The sequence below is a fragment of the Tateyamaria omphalii genome, assembly GCF_019802125.1.
GTDB classification, from domain to species: Bacteria; Pseudomonadota; Alphaproteobacteria; order Rhodobacterales; family Rhodobacteraceae; genus Tateyamaria; species Tateyamaria omphalii_B.
This window is the reverse complement of sequence record NZ_JAHVHT010000003.1, coordinates 571,510-593,257: the sequence shown is the minus strand read 5'-3', so window position 1 is coordinate 593,257 and position 21,748 is coordinate 571,510. Positions and strand designations below refer to the sequence as shown.

22 protein-coding genes are annotated in these 21,748 nt (G+C 60.8%); 4 read left to right on the top strand and 18 right to left on the bottom strand.

The window, feature by feature from the left end; genetic code table 11:
• Window positions 1–298 precede the first annotated feature (298 nt).
• Window positions 299–748, top strand: a complete 450-nt coding sequence (locus tag KUV51_RS15350; protein WP_218463075.1) for a DUF4174 domain-containing protein — start codon at window positions 299–301, stop codon at window positions 746–748.
• A 160-nt stretch (window positions 749–908) separates the two neighbouring features.
• Here the strand turns inward: KUV51_RS15350 and KUV51_RS15345 are convergent, their stop codons facing one another.
• The 9 genes from KUV51_RS15345 to KUV51_RS15305 form a co-directional block, all read right to left on the bottom strand.
• On the bottom strand, window positions 909–1,496 hold the full coding sequence (locus KUV51_RS15345; RefSeq protein WP_218463076.1) for a hypothetical protein: 588 nt from the start codon (window positions 1,494–1,496) through the stop codon (window positions 909–911).
• Window positions 1,493–3,511 (bottom strand): acetyl/propionyl/methylcrotonyl-CoA carboxylase subunit alpha, encoded by a 2,019-nt coding sequence (locus tag KUV51_RS15340; RefSeq protein ID WP_218463077.1) that lies wholly within the window; start codon window positions 3,509–3,511, stop codon window positions 1,493–1,495. The genes KUV51_RS15345 and KUV51_RS15340 overlap by 4 nt, the downstream gene beginning before the upstream one ends.
• 108 nt (window positions 3,512–3,619) lie before the next feature.
• On the bottom strand, window positions 3,620–3,823 hold the full coding sequence (locus KUV51_RS15335) for a hypothetical protein (protein WP_218463078.1): 204 nt from the start codon (window positions 3,821–3,823) through the stop codon (window positions 3,620–3,622).
• Between the two features lie 421 nt (window positions 3,824–4,244).
• Window positions 4,245–4,601 (bottom strand): hypothetical protein, encoded by a 357-nt coding sequence (locus KUV51_RS15330; RefSeq protein WP_218463079.1) that lies wholly within the window; start codon window positions 4,599–4,601, stop codon window positions 4,245–4,247.
• Between the two features lie 57 nt (window positions 4,602–4,658).
• Window positions 4,659–4,802, bottom strand: a complete 144-nt coding sequence (locus KUV51_RS15325; RefSeq protein WP_172839352.1) for a hypothetical protein — start codon at window positions 4,800–4,802, stop codon at window positions 4,659–4,661.
• Window positions 4,803–4,980: 178 nt separating this feature from the next.
• Entirely contained in the window at window positions 4,981–5,337 is a 357-nt protein-coding gene (locus KUV51_RS15320) for a DUF6497 family protein (protein WP_218464881.1), read from the bottom strand.
• 128 nt (window positions 5,338–5,465) lie between these two features.
• Window positions 5,466–5,861, bottom strand: a complete 396-nt coding sequence (locus KUV51_RS15315; RefSeq protein ID WP_218463080.1) for a cupin domain-containing protein — start codon at window positions 5,859–5,861, stop codon at window positions 5,466–5,468.
• A 456-nt stretch (window positions 5,862–6,317) separates the two neighbouring features.
• Window positions 6,318–6,791 (bottom strand): hypothetical protein, encoded by a 474-nt coding sequence (locus KUV51_RS15310; protein ID WP_222522397.1) that lies wholly within the window; start codon window positions 6,789–6,791, stop codon window positions 6,318–6,320.
• Window positions 6,792–6,823: 32 nt separating this feature from the next.
• Complete coding sequence (locus KUV51_RS15305; protein ID WP_039682631.1) at window positions 6,824–8,356, bottom strand: acyl-CoA carboxylase subunit beta; 1,533 nt, start codon at window positions 8,354–8,356, stop codon at window positions 6,824–6,826.
• A 180-nt stretch (window positions 8,357–8,536) separates the two neighbouring features.
• Here KUV51_RS15305 and KUV51_RS15300 point away from each other — a divergent pair, with 180 nt between their 5' ends.
• Window positions 8,537–9,754 (top strand): multidrug effflux MFS transporter, encoded by a 1,218-nt coding sequence (locus KUV51_RS15300; protein ID WP_218464882.1) that lies wholly within the window; start codon window positions 8,537–8,539, stop codon window positions 9,752–9,754.
• Between the two features lie 65 nt (window positions 9,755–9,819).
• Window positions 9,820–11,220: a short-chain fatty acyl-CoA regulator family protein gene (locus tag KUV51_RS15295; protein ID WP_218463082.1), complete on the top strand. Its 1,401-nt coding sequence runs from the start codon at window positions 9,820–9,822 to the stop codon at window positions 11,218–11,220.
• 30 nt (window positions 11,221–11,250) lie between these two features.
• Here the strand turns inward: KUV51_RS15295 and KUV51_RS15290 are convergent, their stop codons facing one another.
• The 8 genes from KUV51_RS15290 to KUV51_RS15255 all read right to left on the bottom strand — a co-directional run bounded on the left by KUV51_RS15290 (window position 11,251) and on the right by KUV51_RS15255 (window position 20,325).
• Window positions 11,251–11,901 (bottom strand): thermonuclease family protein, encoded by a 651-nt coding sequence (locus tag KUV51_RS15290; RefSeq protein WP_218463083.1) that lies wholly within the window; start codon window positions 11,899–11,901, stop codon window positions 11,251–11,253.
• A 54-nt stretch (window positions 11,902–11,955) separates the two neighbouring features.
• Entirely contained in the window at window positions 11,956–13,602 is a 1,647-nt protein-coding gene (gene betA / locus KUV51_RS15285; RefSeq protein ID WP_218463084.1) for a choline dehydrogenase, read from the bottom strand.
• A 255-nt stretch (window positions 13,603–13,857) separates the two neighbouring features.
• Window positions 13,858–15,309 carry a betaine-aldehyde dehydrogenase gene (betB, locus tag KUV51_RS15280; protein ID WP_218463085.1) on the bottom strand — a complete coding sequence of 484 codons (1,452 nt, stop codon included), beginning with the start codon at window positions 15,307–15,309 and terminating at the stop codon, window positions 13,858–13,860.
• Window positions 15,310–15,366: 57 nt separating this feature from the next.
• The gene (locus KUV51_RS15275) at window positions 15,367–16,548 is read right to left on the bottom strand and encodes a BCCT family transporter (protein WP_218463086.1); all 1,182 of its coding nucleotides are present in this window, start codon (window positions 16,546–16,548) and stop codon (window positions 15,367–15,369) included.
• Window positions 16,549–16,636: 88 nt separating this feature from the next.
• Complete coding sequence (gene betC, locus KUV51_RS15270) at window positions 16,637–18,145, bottom strand: choline-sulfatase (protein WP_218463087.1); 1,509 nt, start codon at window positions 18,143–18,145, stop codon at window positions 16,637–16,639.
• Window positions 18,142–18,717, bottom strand: coding sequence for a choline-responsive transcriptional repressor BetI (gene betI, locus KUV51_RS15265; protein WP_218463088.1), 576 nt, complete (start codon window positions 18,715–18,717; stop codon window positions 18,142–18,144). Before betI ends, betC begins: the two co-directional genes overlap by 4 nt.
• 69 nt (window positions 18,718–18,786) lie before the next feature.
• On the bottom strand, window positions 18,787–19,689 hold the full coding sequence (locus KUV51_RS15260) for a DMT family transporter (protein ID WP_255553509.1): 903 nt from the start codon (window positions 19,687–19,689) through the stop codon (window positions 18,787–18,789).
• Window positions 19,690–19,728: 39 nt separating this feature from the next.
• Window positions 19,729–20,325 (bottom strand): LysE/ArgO family amino acid transporter, encoded by a 597-nt coding sequence (locus KUV51_RS15255; RefSeq protein ID WP_218463089.1) that lies wholly within the window; start codon window positions 20,323–20,325, stop codon window positions 19,729–19,731.
• A 280-nt stretch (window positions 20,326–20,605) separates the two neighbouring features.
• On the opposite strand from KUV51_RS15255, the gene KUV51_RS15250 reads away from it, so the two are divergent.
• The gene (locus tag KUV51_RS15250) at window positions 20,606–20,842 is read left to right on the top strand and encodes a hypothetical protein (RefSeq protein WP_189369043.1); all 237 of its coding nucleotides are present in this window, start codon (window positions 20,606–20,608) and stop codon (window positions 20,840–20,842) included.
• A gap of 154 nt (window positions 20,843–20,996) precedes the next feature.
• Here the strand turns inward: KUV51_RS15250 and KUV51_RS15245 are convergent, their stop codons facing one another.
• Complete coding sequence (locus KUV51_RS15245; protein ID WP_218463090.1) at window positions 20,997–21,740, bottom strand: metallophosphoesterase family protein; 744 nt, start codon at window positions 21,738–21,740, stop codon at window positions 20,997–20,999.
• Window positions 21,741–21,748: the final 8 nt, after the last annotated feature.

The following is a 21,748-nucleotide window of genomic DNA, read 5'->3' as shown; positions in this document are numbered from 1 at the left end:
TCCCTTCCGGGTCCGCAGTGGCCCCCAGAAGCCCAGGCGCCGGGCACGCATGAAGTCCGCGTTTTGCCGGACGTAAGCCTGAAAGGATGTCGTTCCTGTCCGGTGCGCCCCAATGTGCAGTGTAACTTTCATGCCGCCGCGATCCCTTGCCCTGCGCGCCGATCGCCCCGTGTTGGGCCGGCGCAGATGGGTCAGCGATCGCACGGCAAGCCTTGCGGAGCGATTAAAGCTAAAATTGACGCGAGCAGCCGTCGCAATCGGGGAAAAAGCCGCTACATTGATCCCAGCAGGAGGGCAGATGAAACAGCTACTACCCATTGTTCTGGTTGGACTTTTCGGCGGTTCCGTCGTCGCTGCAGCAAGTGATGACGCGCCCGAGCCTTCCATCTTTGTCACCGGCAATGTCCCGGATTTGAGCGAATTTGTCTGGGAAAAGCGGCCGATCATCGTGTTTGCCGACAGCCCGAACGATCCAAACTTCGGACAACAGATGGATTTTCTGGAAGATCGCGCTGATGAATTGGCCGAACGGGATGTGATCGTGCTGACGGACACAGACCCCTCTGTGGACAGCGATTTGCGACTGAAATTCCGCCCGCGCGGCTTCATGCTGGTCATTGTTGCCAAGGATGGTGGCGTTATACAGCGCAAGCCCTTCCCATGGGACGTCCGCGAAATCACACGCTCCATCGACAAGATGCCGATCCGGCAACGCGAAATCCGGGAACGGCGCGGGCGGGGTAGCTGAACGCCTGCGTCACAGCACGTTAACGATTGCGGGCTAGCTGTGCCCTTGTGCTTGTGAAAAACCGGTGCACAGCCTATATTGTTTATGCAGTCACGGGATGGCTGCACCGTAAGAGGAAAGGAGACGGATATGTCGGATACACCCAAACGTACCACTCCCGTCACTGGTCGGAACGGGCCGAGCCCGGGTTACTGACGACCGGATCGGCGCCCATCTGGCGCAACGCTTCCACCGCGTAGGTCCGTGCGCGTTGCTTCATCTGCAAATACTCAAAGTAAGCAATCTCACGCCGTTTGCGGCTGGCCGTATCCGTGCCTTCGACAAATGGTTTGAGCCGTGAGTCCGCGATCTGCACCTCGATGGCATTGAGTTGCGAGTAGTATTTCACAACCGGATCAATGATTGATTTCGGCAGGATGTGGATGTTCTCAAGGACCGACTGGAACACCATGTCGTTGTATTCCGTGGGCAAAAACGGCACGTAGCCCGCAGCGATGCGGGGCTGCATCGCCTCCCAGACAGCATCGAAATCCTCGCTTTCCAGCACTTCAAGGTAATGCTTTATCTCGGCCACAAGCGCGCGCTGAACATCCTCGCGCTGCTCATGCCGCAGCCGGGCAGCCGCACGGCGGTTTTGCCTGCCGTTTACGATCCACCCCACGGCGACGAAGAGCCCCGCAATGACAGCTTGCCAGATGCGGGGGTCAACGGCCGCCAACCCGTCAAGGATATGACGGGCCGCACTCACTCGAATTCCATGATCACATCATCGACGGCCAGGCTGTCGCCCGCGCCTGCGTTGATCTTGGACACGATGCCCTTCTTCTCGGCGCGCAGGATGTTTTCCATCTTCATCGCCTCGATCGTGCAAAGCGCTTGCCCCTCCTGCACCTCGTCACCCTCGGCCACGTCGATCTTCACGACCAAGCCCGGCATGGGGCAGAGCAGCATCTTGGACGTATCCGGCGGCAGCTTCTCGGGCATCAGGCGTGCCAGTTCGGCCTGCCGCGGTGAGCGGACATGCACCTTCAGGTCGGCACCGCGGGTGCGGATGCGGAACCCGCCCGATACCTTGCCCACTTTCAGAACAAGCGGTGCACCATCGACGGTCATCTCCGCCAGTTGATCCCCCGGCGTCCAATCGCCCGCGACACGAACCGCCGTCCCATTGAACGAAACGGTCGCCCCATCGTGGTCGGCGTTGACAACCACGTCATAGGACTGCCCCTGCAACGTGACGTTCCAGTCCTTGCCTACCTTGCGCTCGTGGTTGTCCATGCGGCCAGACACGCGGGCGCGGCGAATTTCCGCGACGCGGTGCATGGCAGCACAGGCGGCGGCCACACGGCGCAAGTCGCTTTCGGCCAGCTCCACACCTTCAAAGCCTTCGGGATACTCCTCGGCAATGAATGCTGTCGTCATGTCACCGGAAATGAATTTCGGATGGTCCATCACGGCGCTCAGGAACGGCAGGTTGTGGCCAATGCCTTCGACCTCGAAACTGTCGAGAGCGACGCGCATCGCTTCGATGGCCGTGGCACGGTCAGGGCCCCATGTGCACAGCTTGGCAATCATCGGGTCATAATACATGCTGATCTCGCCGCCTTCGTAGACGCCCGTGTCGTTGCGCACGACAATGCTGTCCGGGGTCACACCGGGGCTGTAGCTCTCGGTCTCGGCCGGGGGGCGGTAGCGGGTCAGACGGCCAATTGACGGCAGAAAGCCGCGATACGGATCCTCGGCATAAAGCCGGTTTTCGATGGCCCAGCCGTTCAGCTTCACATCGTCCTGGGTGATCGACAGCTTTTCGCCCGCAGCAACACGGATCATCTGTTCCACCAGATCGACGCCCGTGATCAGTTCGGTCACCGGGTGCTCCACCTGCAGACGGGTGTTCATTTCGAGGAAGTAGAAATTCTTATCTCCGTCCACGATGAATTCGACGGTCCCGGCGCTGGCATAGCCGACGGCCTTGGCCAGAGCGACAGCCTGCTCCCCCATGGCTTTGCGTGTCGCTTCATCAAGGAACGGCGACGGCGCTTCCTCGACCACTTTCTGGTTCCGCCGCTGGATCGAGCATTCGCGCTCACCCAGATAGATGCCATTGCCATGACTGTCGCAGAGCACTTGAATTTCGATGTGGCGCGGTTGTGTGACGAATTTCTCGATGAAAATCCGGTCGTCACCGAAACTGTTGGCCGCCTCGTTCTTGGAAGACTGGAAGCCCTCGCGCGCCTCCTCATCATTCCAGGCAATGCGCATCCCCTTGCCACCGCCGCCGGCGGAGGCTTTGAGCATGACGGGATAGCCGATCTCGGTCGAGATTTTGACGGCCTCGTCTGCGTCGTCGATCAGGCCCATATAACCGGGGACCGTGCTGACGCCCGCGTCCTGCGCGATTTTCTTCGAGGTGATCTTATCGCCCATCGACTCGATGGCGCCCTTGGGCGGGCCAACGAAAGCGACGTCCGCTTCTTCCAGCGCTTCGGCGAATTTCGCGTTCTCGGACAAAAAGCCGTAGCCGGGGTGTACAGCCTGCGCGCCCGACTGCTTGATCGCATCCATCACCTTGTCGATGACGATATATGATTGGTTGGCGGGCGGTGGCCCGATATGGATCGCCTCGTCCGCCATCTGCACATGCAGTGCCTTGGCATCGGCATCCGAATAGATGGCAACGGTGGGAATACCCATCTTGCGCGCCGTCTTGATGACGCGGCAGGCGATCTCCCCCCGGTTGGCGATCAGGATCTTGTTGAACATAGGGCCTCACTTCTCTGGGTCTTGAAACGCAAAACACCGCCTTGCCCGGAGGCAAGACGGCGTTCCGCGTGTGACTGAAAAACGCGCGTCAGGCGCGCGGCGCTGGTGTTAGCAGCGGCTTGGGTAACGGTCGCAATAAAGCACGTTGGCACCGGCACCGACCGCTGCACCTGCAACGGCGTTGCCGCCAAGTGCTGCGGAACCGACGCCGCCGACGGCGCCACCAAGGACAGCCTGCTCACCCACCGTGTCACCACAGGCGGCCAGACCGAACGCGGCCGCGGTGGCAAGGATTGCGAATTTGATACGCATAATGATCTTCCTTTATCTGACGTCTTTGTCCTGTGACAAACGCCACGGTCGATCAATCGTTCCCACCGACATGCGGTGGAACGCGCACCAGACCGCCGAAACCGGCTGGTGCGAACACCGGTTTGCCGCCGATCCGCCATATGAACCACAGATGCGCAGGATGCTGCCGCAGCATCACGCGACGGCACGAAAAAAAAGGTGGGCAGCATGATGTCTTGCGACATGTGCTGCCCACCAGGGGAAGGGGTACGGAAATGGTACACAACGCCGCAGATAACCTGGGGAAGCGGCGCTGCTTGATCACGCTCGCACGCTTTTTCGACGCGCACAAAGGGGTTGTGAGAGGACCGGCGGGAATGAGCCATGTTTCGCCAAATACGGGAATTCGACGGCAAGAAAGCGCCGATGAGAGCTAGCAACATCAGTCCCACCCCTCTTGAAAAGCGTCAGGGAAAGACACACGCGCAGCAGTCTCATCAATCTGCAAAAGTGCTTCATAATCAGCAGGATCAAAGGGATCTGTGGCCGGAATCACTTCACGCCCGAAAAGCCAGGACAGGCGCCCTGCATCCAGATTGCCACGCTCGAACGGTTCAGTGCCGAAATGTGCCCACAAAGCAGCCATGAACGCCGCATCCGCACGCCGGTCTGCCGGTTTGCGATCGGCAAAACGTTCGCGCCGCTGCAGCGGTGTGACCCCCTTGGGGTTCGGACGGCGAATTGTGAATTGGAAGTCTGTGCCGGTCAGTCGACCGGGGAAACCGCGATGTTTCAGCATGCGCTGCCCCCCGCGGTGAGGGGTGTCAGGGCGGGCAGAAACGCCCGCCCTGCAGAATTACTTGAACTTGCCCGTGTGGACAGGCTCTTGGCTGATGGGCTCTGGCTCGACAACGACGAACTCTTCGTTGTTGTTGCGGGCGCATGCTGCGACCAGAACCATGAGGCTAACCATGCCCAACACTTTGATGCTCTTCGACATCTGTCTCTCCTGTAGTCAACTTCCAGACACGCAAAATCACGCGCCTGATGCGAGGTAAGGGGGTCTTGGGGACCCCTTGGGCTGCATATACGTGATTTTCGGGCTGAAAGATACGGGTGCAGACAGGCTTGCGCGTGTTGTGGCCTCAAAGACGCATATGCAAAATTCCGCTGAGCCATCACAATGCCTCCCAGACACAACCGTTGGGCCCCGGACGGAAGGCCTCGAAAAACTGTGTCGCGTCAGGATCAGTCGTACCGAAAGCGACAGGTCGATCCATAAGCGAGATCACAACGACGTCTGCGCTCAATCCGAAGTTGGACATATATGAAAGTGCAAACCCATCGCAGAGCGCTTGAAAATCCGGCTCGGCTTCCGCGTAAGTCACGGTCCCCGACTCCCGTGCGATGTCCGGCGCCAGAAACCGGAAACGCATCCACATTTCAGCACCAACTTCATCGATCAGGACTTCGGATAGTGAAACTGGTTGGCCGGATGGCACATCCTCGGCAAACAATGGAGTTGCATAAAGCATCAAGGCCGAAACGCAGCCCCGGACCCATTCCCGTTTCCAGGTCCGGGCTCCTCCCTCCGGGGCTGCTGTGCGTGCGGTGATAACCCGTCGCACTGTTCCGTTCGGCACAGTATGTTGCCTGTCACCCTTCATCGTGCATCTTCTTCTTGCGTTGTAAAGGTCGCAGGCGAGGTGATTTCAATCAATTCGAGGTCGTCAGAGTGCCGAATCTCCCGGTGCACGATCCCTGGAGGCTGCAAAACACAGGAGCATGCACGCAGCACATGTTCCCCCTGCCCCTGATATTCAAACACCACCCAGCCCTTGATGACGTAGACCATCTGGAAGTCCAGATCATGTGAATGCCAGGTGCCGGAGCTCTCCATTCCGGGAACGGCGCGGATCACATGCGCACCATAAGCGCCCTTGGTCGCCTCGGAGATGCCAAGCTGACGATACTCGAAAAAGGGGCGGAGGCCTTCGGATTGGAACGCGCCGCTATCCGCGTGCGAGATCGCAAAAGCCTGGTTTTTCCACAAACTCATGGCCGCCACCCCGCATGGCGAACCCAACGCGCGCGGTTGGAGGCGTCATTCAAAACTGCATCGGCGCGTGCAAAAACGACCGCAGGTACCGGCCCAGCCGCACGTCCACCCGCCGTAACGCGCCAGCCCTCGGCAACGCTCTCCAGCCGCACGACCGGAGAAAAGCCCCGTACATTTTGCAATGCGCGCCAAAGATCCTGACGGATCTGGTGAGCCAGTCGAATGGCCTTCCCGCGCGGCAAAACAGTACGGGCCGCAAAATCAAACCGCGCGGGCAAATGACGGCAAAGCGTAATGCTGTCGCCGTCACTCAAGAGATGCCAGCGACGTCTCATGATTTGTCCCTCGCAGGTCCGCCGATGACCGCATCAGCGACGACACGGCGACGCCACGCAATCAAAGCTGCGCCAATTCTGACAGAAGCGCGTTCCGCACACATTCTGCGAGGGGCTTGCGTCATCCGAAGAACCGGATGCCGCGGCAGTTCGCATTCGAGAATGCTGGCTGAACATCAACGGAAGTACTGGACACCGAAACAAAGTCTCCAGTGTTTTTGACACGTGGCCACACCAGTTGAATCACGATCCGGCTGTAGTTACGTCCCGAAAGCTCCTGCTTCACCCGAGGCAAGAAAGTGCGGCAAACCGCAAGCATACGATTGCGAACAACTTGGCGTGACCCCGAATGACTGCCGAACATTGCGACAACGATCTCACCCGCAGCGTTCCTGCTTGATCGGGAACTGGCGCCATCGTCACGGGTCAGCGTGGTGGTGATCGATGATGTCCCTACTTCGAGCAGACAACCATAGGAGCCGTCGCCCAGGTCGAACGCTTGCTTACCACGACACTCACGCTCCTGCTGCGCCATCGCAGGCAACGCAAAACACATCACTAGGACAGTAAGAATGTACCGCACTTTTTTCTCCATTTCCGTATTGGGGATCGCACCGTGCGATTCCCCTATAGCGGGATATTATCGTGCTTCTTCCACGGCATAGGAGTCTTCTTGTTGCGCAGTGACGCAAAGGCACGGCTGACCCGCTTGCGGGTCGACCGGGGCTGGATCACCTCGTCGATGAACCCACGCTCGGCCGCCACAAACGGATTGGCAAAGCGATCCTCATAGTCCTTGGTGTGCTGCGCCGTCTTCTCGGCGTCACCCAGATCGGCACGGTGGATGATCTCGGTCGCACCCTTGGCACCCATCACCGCAATCTCAGACGTGGGCCAGGCATAGTTGAAATCAGCCGCCAGATGTTTGGACGCCATCACAACGTAAGCACCGCCATAGGCTTTGCGGGTAATGACCGTCACCTTCGGCACCGTCGCCTCACCATAGGCGTAAAGCAGCTTCGCGCCGTGTTTGATCACGCCACCGTATTCCTGTGTCGTTCCGGGCAGGAAGCCGGGCACGTCAACAACGGTCAGGATCGGAATGTCGAAGCAGTCGCAGAAGCGCACAAAGCGTGCCGCCTTGCGCGCGCTGTCGATGTCCAGAACGCCCGCCAACACCATGGGCTGGTTGGCGACAACACCCACGGTGCGCCCCTCAAGTCGGATGAACCCGGTGATGATGTTCTTGGCAAACTCTTCCTGCAACTCGTAGAAGTCGCCCTCGTCCGCGAGCTTCACGATCAGCTCTTTCATGTCGTAGGGCACGTTCGGGTTGTCGGGCACCAGCGTATCAAGGCTCGTCTCGATCCGGTCCGGCTCGTCAAAGAAGGGGCGGACGGGCGGCTTCTCACGATTGTTGAGGGGCAGGAAGTCCACGAGGCGGCGCACTTCGGCCAGTGCTTCCACGTCGTTGTCAAAGGCCGCATCGGCCACCGACGACTTCTTGGTGTGGGTGGACGCGCCGCCCAATTCCTCGGCCGTCACCTGTTCGTTGGTCACGGTTTTCACAACGTCCGGACCCGTCACGAACATATATGAGCTGTCTTTGACCATAAAGATGAAGTCGGTCATGGCAGGCGAATACACAGCACCACCGGCGCACGGGCCCATGATGACGGAAATCTGCGGCACCACGCCCGACGCCATGATGTTGCGCTGGAACACCTCACCATAACCGGCAAGGCTGTCGACGCCTTCCTGAATACGCGCACCACCTGAGTCGTTGATGCCGATGACCGGCGCACCGTTCTCGACTGCCTTGTCCATGATCTTGCAGATCTTGGCTGCATGAGTTGCCGACACGGATCCACCCAGAACCGTAAAGTCCTGAGAAAAGACATAGACCTGCCGTCCGTTGATCGTGCCCCAGCCGGTGACAACGCCGTCGCCTGCAGGTTTCTGCTTTTCCATCCCGAAATCGGTGCAGCGATGCGTGACGAACATGTCGAACTCTTCGAACGATCCCTCGTCCAGAAGCAGATCAATACGCTCCCGTGCGGTCAGCTTGCCGCGCCCGTGTTGCGCGTCGATCCGTTTTTGCCCGCCGCCAAGACGCGCATCCGCGCGCCGTGATTCCAATTCGGTCAGAATATCTTTCATGCTGTCCCCGCTGGTGGTTTGGGTGGCTTATACAGGTGCACATACGCGCGATTGAAGGATCAATCGGAATATTTGCAAATCTTATTCAGTGGCGGTGATGCAAATTGCAAAACAGCAAAACACACCTATGCGTGCATCACTGCACTGGACAGTTCACTTTCTCAGACATACCTCAGCCCAATGCAAGCGCCGCCCAAGGTCCGATTTCTGGACCGCACGACCCCGCCACATATCATCACGCTGATCCTCTTGGCCGGAGTGTCGGCCATGGTGATGAACATGTTCCTGCCCAGCCTGCCGAACATGACGGCCTATTTCGACACCGAATATCGTCTGATGCAGCTGTCGGTCGCGCTGTACCTTGCCGTCTCGGCCATCATGCAGACGATCATCGGGCCCATCTCGGACAATCTCGGCCGGCGCAAGGTGCTGATGTGGGGAATTGGCCTGTTCATGCTTGCAACACTGGGCTGCATCTATGCGCCCAGCGCAGAGGTTTTCCTGTTCTTCCGCATGTGCCAGGCCATAATCGCCGTCGCCATGGTGCTGAGCCGCGCCATCATCCGCGACCTCTATGATCAGGATCACTCCGCCTCCATGATCGGATACGTCACCATGGGCATGGCGGTTGTGCCGATGATCTCCCCCTTCTTCGGCGGCCTGCTGGACGAAGGGCTGGGATGGAAGTCGGTATTCTGGTTCTTCTTCTTCACAGGCGCCTTGCTCTTGTGGCTCGTCCATCGGGACGTGGGCGAAACGGCGCAGCCCTCTTCTAAATCGCTGATTGGACAATTCAAGGAATACCCGGAACTCCTCCGCTCCCCCCGCTTCTGGGGTTATTCGCTGGCGGCGGCCTTCTGCTCCGGCTCGTTCTTCGCCTATCTCGGCGGCGCCCCGTTCGTGGGCACCGAAGTTTTCGGCATGACGCCAGCGGTCCTCGGCTTCTTCTTTGGCGCACCTGCCGTCGGCTACTTCGTCGGCAACGGCCTCAGCGGGCGTTACGCAACCCGTTTCGGTGTGAACCGTCTGGTCCTCTGGGGCTCCATCGCGAATGCGTTCGGCACATTCGTATCCCTCGGCATCTTCGTGGTTGGCATGGGCACGCCCCTGTCCTTCTTCGGCATGATGACCTTCGTGGGCCTCGGCAACGGCCTCGTGATCCCGAACGCCACCGCGGGGATGCTGTCGGTGCGGCCGCATCTGGCGGGCACCGCCTCGGGCCTGGGCGGCGCGATCATGATCGGCGGCGGCGCGGCCCTTTCGGCACTGGCAGGCTTCCTACTGACGCCCGAAACCGGCGCATACCCCCTGCTCTACATCATGTGCATCACAGGCGTCTGCGCTCTACTGGCCATCGGCGCGGTCTATCGCCGCGAGCGGAGACTGGCGGTGGCGTAACTCTTGCGCCCACAGCTTTGCAAACCTAGTGTCGCCGCACTGCAAATCTGCAAAGACGGATCGCCATGGCCGCCCCAAAACTCTATGCCGGAGCAAAGCTGCGCGAGGTGCGCACCCGCGTCGGCCTCACGCAAAAGGATTTCGCCGCCAAGCTCGGCGTCTCCCTGCCCTATCTGAACCAGATGGAGAACAACAACCGGCCCGTCAGCACGACGGTCGTGCTGTCGCTGGCGCAGGAATTCGGCCTCGACGTGACCGAGCTGAGCTCGGGCGACGGGGAACGGATCGTCTCGGACATGCGCGAGGCGCTGTCCGACCCCGTCTTTTCCAGCGACATGCCCCCCATGGCAGACCTGCGGCTCGCCGCCTCCAATGCGCCAGCGCTCGCCCACGCCTTTCTCGAACTGCACCGCGCCTACCGCCAAACCCACGAACGGCTCGCATCCCTCGACGAAGCATTGGGTCGCGAAGACGCCCGCGCACGCCCCAGCCCTTGGGAGGAAGTGCGCGATTTCTTCCACTACTGCGACAACTACATCGACGCCGTGGACCGCGCCGCCGAACACTTCGCCGGTACCGAAGGTCACCACCGCAACATCCGTGTCGCTGCTGTCTCTTCCCTCGCCCATGGCGGCGTGGAGGTCAGTTTCGAAGACACCGACACCCTGCGGCGCTACGACCACGACGCCAGAAAACTCATCCTGTCCCACCGTGCCAGCCAGGAAAGCCAGACCTTCCAACTGCTGCTGCAAGTGGCGCTGCTGCGGCAGGACAAGCTGCTCGAAGCGACCCTCGATTTCGCCCGCTTCCAGACGGAAGAGGCACGGGCCATCGCCAAAATCGGGCTTGCCAATTACTTCGCAGGCGCTGCGCTCATGCCCTACGGCCAGTTCCTGCACGCCGCGCAAGAAACACGGCACGACCTCGAACAACTCGCCACGCGCTTCGGCGCCTCCATCGAACAGGTCTGCCACCGGCTCTCGACGCTGCAGCGCCCAGGGGCCAAGGGCGTCCCGTTCTTCTTCGTCCGCGTCGACCAGGCGGGCACGATCACCAAACGCCACTCCGCCACCAGACTGCAATTCGCACGTTTCGGCGGGGCCTGCCCGCTCTGGAACGTGCACCGTGCGTTCGAACAGCCTGGCCAGTTCCTGCGTCAGCTTGCCGAAACGCCCGATGGCGTGCGCTATGTCAGCCTCGCCCGCGACGTCACCAAATCCGGCGGGCGCTTCGGTGCACCAGTCCGGCGCTACGCCATCGCACTCGGATGCGAGGTGACCCATGCAGGCCAGCTTGTCTATGCCGACGGGCTCGACATCACGCGGGCCGAGGCGTTCGAACCTATCGGGATCTCCTGCCGGATCTGCGAACGCAAGATGTGTCACCAGCGCTCCGTCCCGCCGCTGGAACGCAAGCTATCGGTCGATCCGGACACGCGCGATGTGCTGCCCTATGCGGTGAACTAGGCGGATCAGGATCCGCCTTACGACTGCACCTCAACGCCGCGCAGGCCGCCACCCAGCCCGCAGCGCCTCCCCCTCGGAACAAAACCACCGCTCGCCCCGCGCCTCGTTGATACCGGTGCGATCATAGAACTCCTGCCCCGGCACATGAAAGATCTGCCCGCTGCCAGAAATATTGCCCTTGATCCGACAGGCCGGGTCGGGTGGCAAACGCCCCTGCCCCCGCGCCTCACGAAACGCGGCTGGGGACTGCACACGGTAACCATGCAACCCGCGCCCCGCGACATAGGCCGCCTTTTCATCCAGATCGTAGTCCATCCCGTAGCGCCGATAGGCAAAGGCCCATCCGGCGCTTACGATCTCCGCCCCCATGTCGGCACCGTCCACCCGGCACTTCGCAACCGTCCGGCCATACCGGTCCGTATCCAGCGTCTCACACCGGGCCGTTTGCCCGCCGAACCGCGCCTCGACCTGCACGGTCGCCCAAGTCCCGCAGGCAAAAGGCTGGCCTGCCGCTGTCTCACACGTCTGATCCACTTCAGGCGCATCAATGGCGTGCAACCGCACCCGGACGTCGCCCACATCCACCGTGTCGGCATCAGTCACACGCAAGACACCGCTGAAATCCGCGAACCCAAACGAGGGCAAGAGGGATAGAACAAGCACCGAACAAAGTCTTAACATTCCGTTAATATGACAACGGACCTGACCGAGTTCAAACGGTGCCTGCAGCCATCCTTAACGCTGCGCCGTCTCCCACTCCGGATGCACCCAGGGCACGTCATTGCTGCGCGGCAGGCTACGGCCCAGAATGTGATCCGCCATCTTCTCACCCGTCATGATCGACGGCCCGTTCAGGTTGCCATTGGTGATACGCGGAAAGACCGAACTGTCCACCACGCGCAAGGCATCGACCCCGATCACACGCCCCTCCGGATCGACAACCGACATCGGATCATCGGCCCGCCCCATCCGGCAGGTCCCGCACGGATGATACGCGCTCTCTGCATGTTCGCGGATCACCTCATCCAGCTCATCATCGCTCTGATGCGCATCACCCGGTTGGATCTCATGCTTCACAAACGGCGCAAACGCCTCCTGCGCAAAGATCTCGCGCGTGAGCCGGATGCAGGCGCGGAAGTCCTGCCAATCCTGCTCCGTGCTCATGTAGTTGAAGCGGATCACCGGATCGTCTGCGGGATCCGCCGACCGCAACGTCACAGCACCTCGCGACGGGGACCGCATGGGGCCGACATGCGCTTGAAACCCATGCCCTTCAGCTGGCGCGTAGCCATCATACCGCACCGCCATGGGCAGGAAGTGATACTGAATGTCCGGATAGGGCACCCCGGCCCTGCTGCGAATGAAAGCCGCGCTCTCGAACTGGTTGGACGCGCCCAGACCGGTGCCGGTAAACAGCCACTGCGCCCCGATCATCGCCTTCGAGATCAGGTTCCAGTGCTTGTAGAGCGTGATCGGCTGGCTGGAGGCATACTGGATATACATCTCCAGATGGTCCTGCAGGTTCGCGCCCACACCGGGGCGGTCAGCCACCACATCAATCCCATGCTCGGCCAGATGCGCGCCCGACCCAATTCCCGACAGCATCAGGATCTTAGGCGAGTTGATGGACGAGGCTGCAAGGATCACCTCCACCCGCGCCTTCACCACCTGTCCCCCGGCCAGAACCACGCCCATTGCGCGCCCATCGGTCATCTCGGTCCGCTCGACCAGCCCACGCACCAGATCGCAATTGGGCCGCTTCAGCGCAGGCCTCAGATAGGCATTCGCCGCCGACCAGCGCCGGCCCTTGTGCACGGTCTGCTCCATGGGGCCAAAGCCTTCCTGCTTCTGCCCGTTATAATCGCCCGTGACCTCATAGCCCGCCTGCCGCCCCGCATCGACAAACGCCTTGAACAGCGGGTTCCGGCGCGGCCCGCGCGTGACGTGCAAAGGCCCATCGGTGCCGCGCCACGCCGGATCGCCCCCATGGCCATTGCCGTCCCAGCTTTCCATCCGCTTGAAGTAAGGCAGCACGTCGGCATAGCCCCAGCCATCCGCGCCACTCTCCGCCCAATGGTCATAGTCCAGCGCATGGCCCCGCACATAGACCATCCCGTTGATGGACGACGACCCACCCACAACCTTGCCGCGCGGACAGACCAACCGCCGCCCGCCCAGATGCGGCTCAGGTTCGGACATGTAGCCCCAATCGTAGCGCTTCATGTTCATCGGATAGGACAAGGCCGCAGGCATCTGAATGAACGGCCCCGCATCGGTGCCGCCATGCTCAATTACCAGCACCGACTTGCCCGCCTCGGCCAGCCTGTAAGCCACGGCGCACCCCGCCGACCCGGCCCCCACAATCACGTAATCCGCTTCCATCACTCACCTTCCGGTGATTCCGCGAAGGGTCAAGGATGCGCAGCACCGCGCGCAGGCGCGGCTTGTCCTTGAGGCTTCGGGGAATCGCATCTCATCCTTGAAAGGGTGTCTTGAGGCGCACAAAGCGCCCTCAAGCACCTCTCAGCACACATCCTTCACATATCTCAAACAGCGCAGCATCTGCCCCCTGCCCGCCCTTTTTCGGAGTGCGGGGTGGGTGGGCGGCCGCGCTCCAAAAAAGGGCGTCCCGACCCATCAAAACGGAGCCTCCAGATCGCCCATGCGCACATAAACCGACTTCACCTGGCTATAATGTTCGATCGCCGCCTTCGAATTCTCGCGCCCCACGCCCGAGGCCTTGACCCCACCAAAGGGCGCTTCAACCGGCGCATCGTTGTAGCTGTTGATGAAACAGGTCCCCGCCTCGAACCCGGCGGCCACCCTATGCGCTCGGGTCAGATCGCTTGTGAACACACCTGCGGCCAAGCCAAATTCCGTGTCATTGGCGCGGGCCATAACGTCGGCCTCGTCTTCGAAATCCAGCACCGCCATCACCGGGCCAAAAATCTCTTCCCGCGCGATGGTCATGTCGTCCGTCACGTCGGCAAAAACGGTCGGCTCCAGAAAGAACCCGTCCCGCTCCAGCCGCTCGCCCCCGGTCACAAGCCGTGCGCCTTCGTCCTGTCCCTTGGCAATGTAGCCCTGCACGATCTCCATCTGCCGTTCGCTGACCATCGGGCCAAAGCTCGTCTCGGGATCCTGCGGATCACCAATCACAGCAGCGCCCAGCCGCTCGGTCAAACGCGCCAGAAACGCCTCCTTGATCCCCGACTGCACAAAGACGCGGGTCCCATTGGAACAGACCTGCCCTGAGGAATAGAAGTTGCCCAGGATCGCCCCCGACACCGCATTCTCAAGATCCGCATCGTCAAAGATGATCAGGGGCGACTTGCCCCCCAACTCCATCGTCACATGCTTCATCTCAGCCGCGGCGGCAGCATAAACCTTGCGGCCCGTCGGCACCGAACCTGTCAACGACACCTTGTCGACACGCGGGTCCGACACCAGCGCCGCGCCGACATCGCCCAGCCCCTGCACCACGTTATAGACACCCGCAGGCGCCCCCGCCTCGTGCAGGATCTCAGCCACTTTTAATGCACAAAGCGGCGTCGTCTCGGACGGCTTGAACACCATCGTGTTGCCGCAGGCGAGCGCAGGCGCGCTCTTCCAGCAGGCAATCTGGGTCGGGTAGTTCCACGCCCCGATCCCGACGCACACACCCAAAGGCTCACGACGGGTGTAAACCCAATCCTCACCCAGCGGGATGTGCTCGCCCGTCAAGGTCGCGGCCATACCGCCAAAATACTCCAGCGCATCCGCCCCGCTGGTGGCGTCGACCACGCTTGTCTCCTGATAGGGCTTGCCGGTGTCATAGGTCTCCAGCACCGACAGATCGTGGTTCCGCTCGCGCAGGATGTCGGCAGCACGGCGCAGGATGCGGCCCCGCTCCGTACCGGTCATCGCCGCCCACTCCGCCTGCGCTGCCCGCGCGGATGTCAGGGCGTGATCTATCACCGCAGGCGTCGCGGAATACACGCGGCCAATGACCTCTCCGGTCGCCGGATAGATCACGTCGATGGGCGTGCCCGCCGTATCTTCCACATAAGCGCCACCAATATAGTGGCTTGCTGTCGGTTGGGTCTGCATTCAAATCCTCTTGGTGTTGTACGGGGCGGCGGATGAAACCCGTCGCCCACGCGATGTCTATTCTGCGGGGGCCGCGTGCACGCTGCGCAAATCACCCAGCGTATCGCGGCGGGTCAGCACCCAGGCCAGGCACGCCACATACATCCCGATGACGGCGGTCCCGACCCACTGGATCTGCAACCACTGGCTCTGGAACAGCAGGGTCAGCACGAACAGCAGTGCGGCGTTGCCCAGCACGTATTGCACCTTGCCGTAGCAGTCGGCGGTCACGTTCAGGTTGTCGGTGTAAAGCCGGATCAGCGAGTCAAACGAGTTGATGACGAACAGGATGCCCACAACGGTCATCGACCAGTTGACCAGCCCGGTCATATCGATGCTGTTCAGGTGATACCAATAGGCCACCGTGAACCAGATGCCCAAGGGGATCGACGGAAAGATCAGGAGTGCGGCCAGCAATTGCCATGTCGCCAGCCCGCCCACGAAACGGGACGTGAACTGACCGATCATGATCGACCAGGCGAACCACCAGAACAGGTAGAACTCGTGATAATCCGTTAGCGGAATGACGAATTTGTGGATGTTGGCGAAGTAGCCGCCGATGTTGCTGCCGGTGGACAGGAACTCGCCAAAGCCCATGCGCGCATTGGCCCACATGCCGATGATCAGGGCAAAGAACACGAGGGTCGACGCGACTGACAGGATCTTGACGTACTTGATGTCGGTGGACGAATAGCTCGCCGCCAGGATCACCAGAAAACAAATGACATAAAACGCCGGGATCACCGTTTCGCCATCACCCACTTCGGGGATGTAATAGGGCATGTAGATCAGGAACAGCGCGCCGGTGAATGCGCAGGTGGTGATGATCACCATGTTGTTGATCAGCTTCACGATGCCGTTCTCAAAGAATTTCACGCGCGGCTCGATGGCGCAGAAATAGAACGCTGTCAGGAAGTAGAACGCCCAGATCAGAAAGCCCCAGAAGCCAAACTCCAGCGCCAGCGGGTTGGTAAAGGCATAGGCCGGTTCAGCCGCCGTATCAGCATAGAGCGGAAAGTCAAAGGCGATCGGGAACATGATCAATCCGACATCCAGACCGGACGTGAACAGGATCGCGATAAAGACAAACAGGCTGACCGGTTGCGGCCCGGTCAGGCGCACGCTCCAGTATTTGATGGTGACGAAGCCGACCAGCACAAAGGCCAGCAGCACACCGAATGAAAGAATCGTCGTAAGCATATAAAAGGTCCCTCCATGTTGACCCGTTGGCTGTGGCGCTTCCTAAGAACCCATCGTCTGCCCACGCCAAGGGTCTTCATGCGATGGTTTATTCTTCGCGGGGAAACCGCTGATTTTCCTCTAGAACATTCAAATCCATGTGATTGCGCATGTAGCGCTCCGATGCCTTCTGCAGCGGCTGGTAGTCCCAGGGGTAGTACCCACCTTGCCGCAAAGCCTCGTACACCACCCAGCGCCGCGCCTGAGATGCGCGCACGTCGGCGTCAAAACGCTCAAGATCCCAACGCGCCGCCGCTTTCGCTTGCAGTTGCATAAGCGTGCCCTGATGCGCAGGCACATCCGCAAGGTTCGTCAGCTCATGCGGGTCGGCCTCAAGATCGAAAAGCTGATCGGGATCCAGCGCACAGCGGTTGTACTTCCACTTGCCATAGCGCAGCGACACCATGGGCGCGTAAGACGCCTCGGCCGCATATTCCATCGCCACTGGCTCCGTGCGCTCGACGCCTTGCCCCTGCGGCACCAGCGACTGACCGGTGGTCCACGGCATCACCTCGGACATGTCCACACCCGCCAGATCACAGAGCGTCGGGCACACATCGATATTGCTCACGGGGTCAGTTACCAGACCCGGCTCCATCGACGGGGCCGCAATCATCAACGGCACTCGCGACGCCCCCTCATAGAAGGACATCTTGAACCACAGCCCCCGCGCGCCCAGCATGTCGCCATGGTCGGACACGAAGAGGATAACCGCCTCCTGCCGGGTGCCTTCCAGCGCCTCCAGCACCTCCCCGATCTTGTCATCGAGATAGGAGATATTGGCGAAATACGCCCGCCGCGACCGGCGGATATCCTCATCCGATATGGTGAAGTTGTCGCGGTCGTTGGCGTCCAGAATACGCTGCGAATGCGGGTCCTGATCCTCATAGGGGATCGGCCCCACCTCCGGCATCAGGTGGTCGCAATCCTCGTAGAGATCCCAATACTTCTTCCGCGCCACATATGGATCATGCGGATGCGTGAAGCTGACGGTCAGGCACCAGGGCCGCGGATCATGCCCGCGCCCCAGATCATAGATTTTGCGCGTCGCGTGATAGGCGACCTCGTCATCGAACTCGAGCTGGTTGGTGATCTCCGCCACACCCGCGCCAGTGACGGACCCCATATTGTGATACCACCAGTCAATCCGCTCGCCAGGCTTGCGGTAATCCGGCGTCCACCCGAAATCCGGCGGGTAAACGTCGGTGGTCAACCGCTCCTCAAAGCCATGCAACTGATCGGGGCCTACAAAGTGCATCTTGCCTGACAGACAGGTCTGATAGCCCGCCCGGCGCAGGTGATGTGCATAGGTAGGGATCGACGACGGAAACTCGGCCGCATTGTCATAGACACCCGTGGCACTGGGCAACTGCCCCGACATAAAGCCCGCCCGCCCCGGCGCGCACAGGGGCGAGGCAGTGTAAGCGTTGCGAAACCGGGTCGACCGCGCCGCCAGCTTTTTCAGATTCGGTGCGTGCAGCCACTCAGCAGGACCATCGGGAAACAGCGTCCCGTTCAACTGATCCACCATGAAAATCAGGATGTTGGGCCGCGTCATTGATAGGCCCCCGTCAAGGTATCCAGCGCACGCAGCGCGGTCGCTTGTGCCACATCGCGCGATGCATCCTTGGAGAGAGCTGCTCGCAGATAAAGTCCGTCGATCAGCGCCCCCAGCATTTCGGCATCCCCACGCGGATCACTGCTGATCCCGCGCAGCGCATGGGTCAGGTTCGACCGCAATCGGCGCTGGTACAGCTCAAGCAAACGGTGCGTTTCGGGATGGGTCGTCGCCTGCGCGTAAAGCGTCATCCACGCGCCAACGGTCGCAGGCGCAAAGCTCGAGGGTGCAAAACTGGCCGCGATCAATGCCTCGGCCCGCTTCCGCGGCGTCCGCGCGCCGCGCAGCCCGACGACAACCTCCTTGCGAAAATCAAGCAGGATCTGCCCCATCGCCGCCAGGAAAATCTGATGCTTGCCGCCGAAATAGTGATGCGCCAGCGCGGTCGACATGCCCGCCCGCTTGGCGATCTGGCCCACGGTCACATCAAGCGATCCGGCCTCGCCAATCTCGGCAATCGTCGCCTCGACCAATGCCGCCCGACGGATCGGTTCCATCCCCAGTTTCGGCACGCGCATCCCCTTTCGCAAAGATGCGGCGCAAGGTGCCGGTTTTTTATTGACCCGTCAATCAATAAAAAATTACAGCTTCGTGGCAGGGCTCGGCGGCGTGATGGGTCTGCGCTTCAGCACCGCCTCCCGCCAGGTGATGAAGGACACGGCGGCAAGGATCAGCGCGCCGCCCAGGATCACCCAGACATCCACCGGCTCCGCGAAAACAAGCGCCCCCAGCAGAACCGCCCACACAAGCTGCAAAAACGTGACCGGCTGCGTCACGGTCACGGGGGCCGCGGCAAAGGCCATGGTCATCGTGTAATGCCCCGCAGTCGCAAAACAGGCGACAAGGAACAACAGGCCCAGCTCCCACCCCGTCGGCCAGACCCAATTGGCAAAAGCGAAAGGCGCAAGGCAGATCGTCACCACGATGGACAGCATCGCCACCACCACCGCCGGTTTCGCTTCATCCGCCATGATCTTGGCCAGCAGGTAGGACCCCGCAAAACTGACCGCGCAAAACAGCATGGCAATATGCCCCGGTGCCACCTCGCGAAAGCCAGGACGCAGGATCACCGCCGTCCCGATCAGCGCAACCGCAATCGCCGCAATCCGGCGCAACGCCAACCGCTCACCCAGAAACAACGCGGCGCCGATGCTCACGTAAACAGGCGCCAGATAGTTCATCGCCGTCACCTCGGCGATGGGAATGCGCGTCATGGCAAAGAACCACAGGATCACGCCACCGGTGTGAAACGCGCCCCGCAGCGTGAACAGCTTCCACTGGCGCCCCGTCAGATGCGCCTCACGCAGCGCGGGCAGCATCGGCAGCAAGAACACCAGCCCCAGCAGATACCGCAAAAACGCCGCCTCGGCCGGTGGAATGCGGTCGCCCATATACTTCACCAGCGCCGTCACCGCGACAAAGCAGAAGCCGGTCACCAGCATCCAGAAGATGGCAACAACAGGACGAGAGGGGGAAGACGTCATGCGCCCATCAATCCCGAAAGCGCCGCCAAGCACAAGGCGTCAAAGCAACAGCAATTTCAACGCGATGCCCCACATGGTCAGCGCGATGATCCCGTCCAGCACCTGCCATGCGCGCGGGCGCGCGAAAAGCGGTGCAATCACCCGTGCGCCATACCCCAGCAGAACAAAAAACAGGATGCTGGCGGCAGACGCGCCGACACCGAACGCCAAGCGGTCGGGATATTGCGAGGACACCGATCCGATCAAGACAACGGTGTCCAGGTAAAAATGCGGGTTCAGCCACGTGATCGCCAGAACCGTCCCCACGGCGGCGCGCAGCGATTGGGTCTCGGTCCCCGACGTGTCCAGTGCGGCTCCCCCGCGCCAGGCCGACCGGGCGTTCTGCCATCCATACCACAACAGAAATGCCGCTCCGCCGTAGCGCATCAGCGGCTCGAACCACGGAACGGCCGAGGCAAGCGACCCAAATCCGAAGACGCCCGCGGCGATCAGGATCACCTCGGACACCGAACAGGCAACGACCGTCCAGAACACATGCGCGCCGCGCAACCCTTGTCTCAGGACAAACGCATTTTGCGCCCCGATGGCAAGGATCAGAGACAACGACAGAAGGAATCCGGGAACGAAAGAAGCCATGGCACCGTTCATAATTTAAGCCACAAGGACCTACCCGTATGAACTGCGCGCTGCAACCCTATCCAAGCTATACGTTTTTTGCACAGCAGCCTTGCGCAAATAGGCAGAGCATTCCCGGTGAACACTCCCTATATCGCTGCAACCCGCGTGCAATAACACGCGCTCATTACTGCCAGCTTATGTCACCTGACACAGGTATCACGTTGATCTGATCTTTGATGATTGGCGTATGACCTTACAGACCCCATATGCTGGTCAACGATAACAAGGATGAAATCCGATGCTCGACGATACGCATACCGTTGATCTTACGAAGCAGGACCTCGAATTGATCGAGGCCGCGCTGCAAACCCAGGAAAAGATCCTGTCCGTGCAAAGCCGCGCGGGCGGGGCGGCAGCGCGCACCCGATTGAATGACCTCAAGGGCCTGATGCGCCGCCTGCGCCGCCAGACACCCGCCCCCCACGCCGACAGCTCCCAAAGCTGGAGCCAGGTGGCCCGGCAACTGTTTTTCTGATCTGCATCAGATCAGCGCCACAAGAGCAAACACAAACGCCGCTCCGGGACCGGGGCGGCGTTTTGCATTCGTGAGTGCCAGCTTTCGATGTTAGGCTCAAAGGATGACGAGTGCCCACCACACCGGCGCACGCGCATCGGCACCATAAATCAGGTTATTTATCGAACCACCCCGTCGCGAGCGCCCGCGCCCAATTCGCTCTTCCATATCGGACCGCACACGCGCTCGCTCTTTGGAAGTCATAAGGCACGGATCGAAAGGTCACTGCCCACTCCCGGCCCTCGCGCTCAACGATCGCATAGGACGCATTCGGCGTCCCGGTCTGCACAACATGATAAACCGGGGCGTCGTCGTCATATGCGGGGCATCCGACACTTCCGGGATTGACGATGGCACGGCCATCAGGCAAGCGCACGCAGCGTGGCGTATGCGTATGCCCACACAGGATCAGGCTGGCATCCACATCACCCGCCTCCGCGGCGACTTCTTCCAAAGACGCGGCGCGCACGGTTCCATCCGCCTCCACCCGTTCAAGCCAATAGGTCGTGTCGCTCATGGGCGTGCCGTGACACAGAAAAACATCGCCAAAAACGGTCCGAGAGGTCGGCAGAGCACCGAGCCAATCAAGCGCCTCCGCACTCAACTGATCAAAGGCCACTTGGTCCGTCGGGCCCATATCCGCCCGTTCCTGTTCCAACAAGTACCTGTCATGGTTGCCCCGGACGGACGGGAAGCTGCGCTCCATCAGCAGGTCCGCCGTACCCGCTGCATCTATGGGACCGCTGAACAGATCACCAAGATTCACAGCCTCGGTCACGCCCAGCACGTCCATGTCATGCAGCACGGCGTCCAGCGCAAAGGAATTGCCATGGATATCTGCTAGAACGGCGAACTTCATCTTGGGCA

Coding starts and splice junctions, on each gene's coding strand:
- KUV51_RS15350 (WP_218463075.1), top strand. CDS start 299: ATGAAACAGCTACTACCCATTGTTCTGGTTGGACTTTTCGGCGGTTCC.
- KUV51_RS15340 (WP_218463077.1), bottom strand. CDS start 3,511: ATGTTCAACAAGATCCTGATCGCCAACCGGGGGGAGATCGCCTGCCGC.
- KUV51_RS15335 (WP_218463078.1), bottom strand. CDS start 3,823: ATGCGTATCAAATTCGCAATCCTTGCCACCGCGGCCGCGTTCGGTCTG.
- KUV51_RS15330 (WP_218463079.1), bottom strand. CDS start 4,601: ATGCTGAAACATCGCGGTTTCCCCGGTCGACTGACCGGCACAGACTTC.
- KUV51_RS15325 (WP_172839352.1), bottom strand. CDS start 4,802: ATGTCGAAGAGCATCAAAGTGTTGGGCATGGTTAGCCTCATGGTTCTG.
- KUV51_RS15320 (WP_218464881.1), bottom strand. CDS start 5,337: ATGCTTTATGCAACTCCATTGTTTGCCGAGGATGTGCCATCCGGCCAA.
- KUV51_RS15315 (WP_218463080.1), bottom strand. CDS start 5,861: ATGAGTTTGTGGAAAAACCAGGCTTTTGCGATCTCGCACGCGGATAGC.
- KUV51_RS15310 (WP_222522397.1), bottom strand. CDS start 6,791: ATGGAGAAAAAAGTGCGGTACATTCTTACTGTCCTAGTGATGTGTTTT.
- KUV51_RS15305 (WP_039682631.1), bottom strand. CDS start 8,356: ATGAAAGATATTCTGACCGAATTGGAATCACGGCGCGCGGATGCGCGT.
- KUV51_RS15300 (WP_218464882.1), top strand. CDS start 8,537: ATGCAAGCGCCGCCCAAGGTCCGATTTCTGGACCGCACGACCCCGCCA.
- KUV51_RS15295 (WP_218463082.1), top strand. CDS start 9,820: ATGGCCGCCCCAAAACTCTATGCCGGAGCAAAGCTGCGCGAGGTGCGC.
- KUV51_RS15290 (WP_218463083.1), bottom strand. CDS start 11,901: ATGTTAAGACTTTGTTCGGTGCTTGTTCTATCCCTCTTGCCCTCGTTT.
- betA (WP_218463084.1), bottom strand. CDS start 13,602: ATGGAAGCGGATTACGTGATTGTGGGGGCCGGGTCGGCGGGGTGCGCC.
- betB (WP_218463085.1), bottom strand. CDS start 15,309: ATGCAGACCCAACCGACAGCAAGCCACTATATTGGTGGCGCTTATGTG.
- KUV51_RS15275 (WP_218463086.1), bottom strand. CDS start 16,548: ATGCTTACGACGATTCTTTCATTCGGTGTGCTGCTGGCCTTTGTGCTG.
- betC (WP_218463087.1), bottom strand. CDS start 18,145: ATGACGCGGCCCAACATCCTGATTTTCATGGTGGATCAGTTGAACGGG.
- KUV51_RS15260 (WP_255553509.1), bottom strand. CDS start 19,689: ATGACGTCTTCCCCCTCTCGTCCTGTTGTTGCCATCTTCTGGATGCTG.
- KUV51_RS15255 (WP_218463089.1), bottom strand. CDS start 20,325: ATGGCTTCTTTCGTTCCCGGATTCCTTCTGTCGTTGTCTCTGATCCTT.
- KUV51_RS15250 (WP_189369043.1), top strand. CDS start 20,606: ATGCTCGACGATACGCATACCGTTGATCTTACGAAGCAGGACCTCGAA.
- KUV51_RS15245 (WP_218463090.1), bottom strand. CDS start 21,740: ATGAAGTTCGCCGTTCTAGCAGATATCCATGGCAATTCCTTTGCGCTG.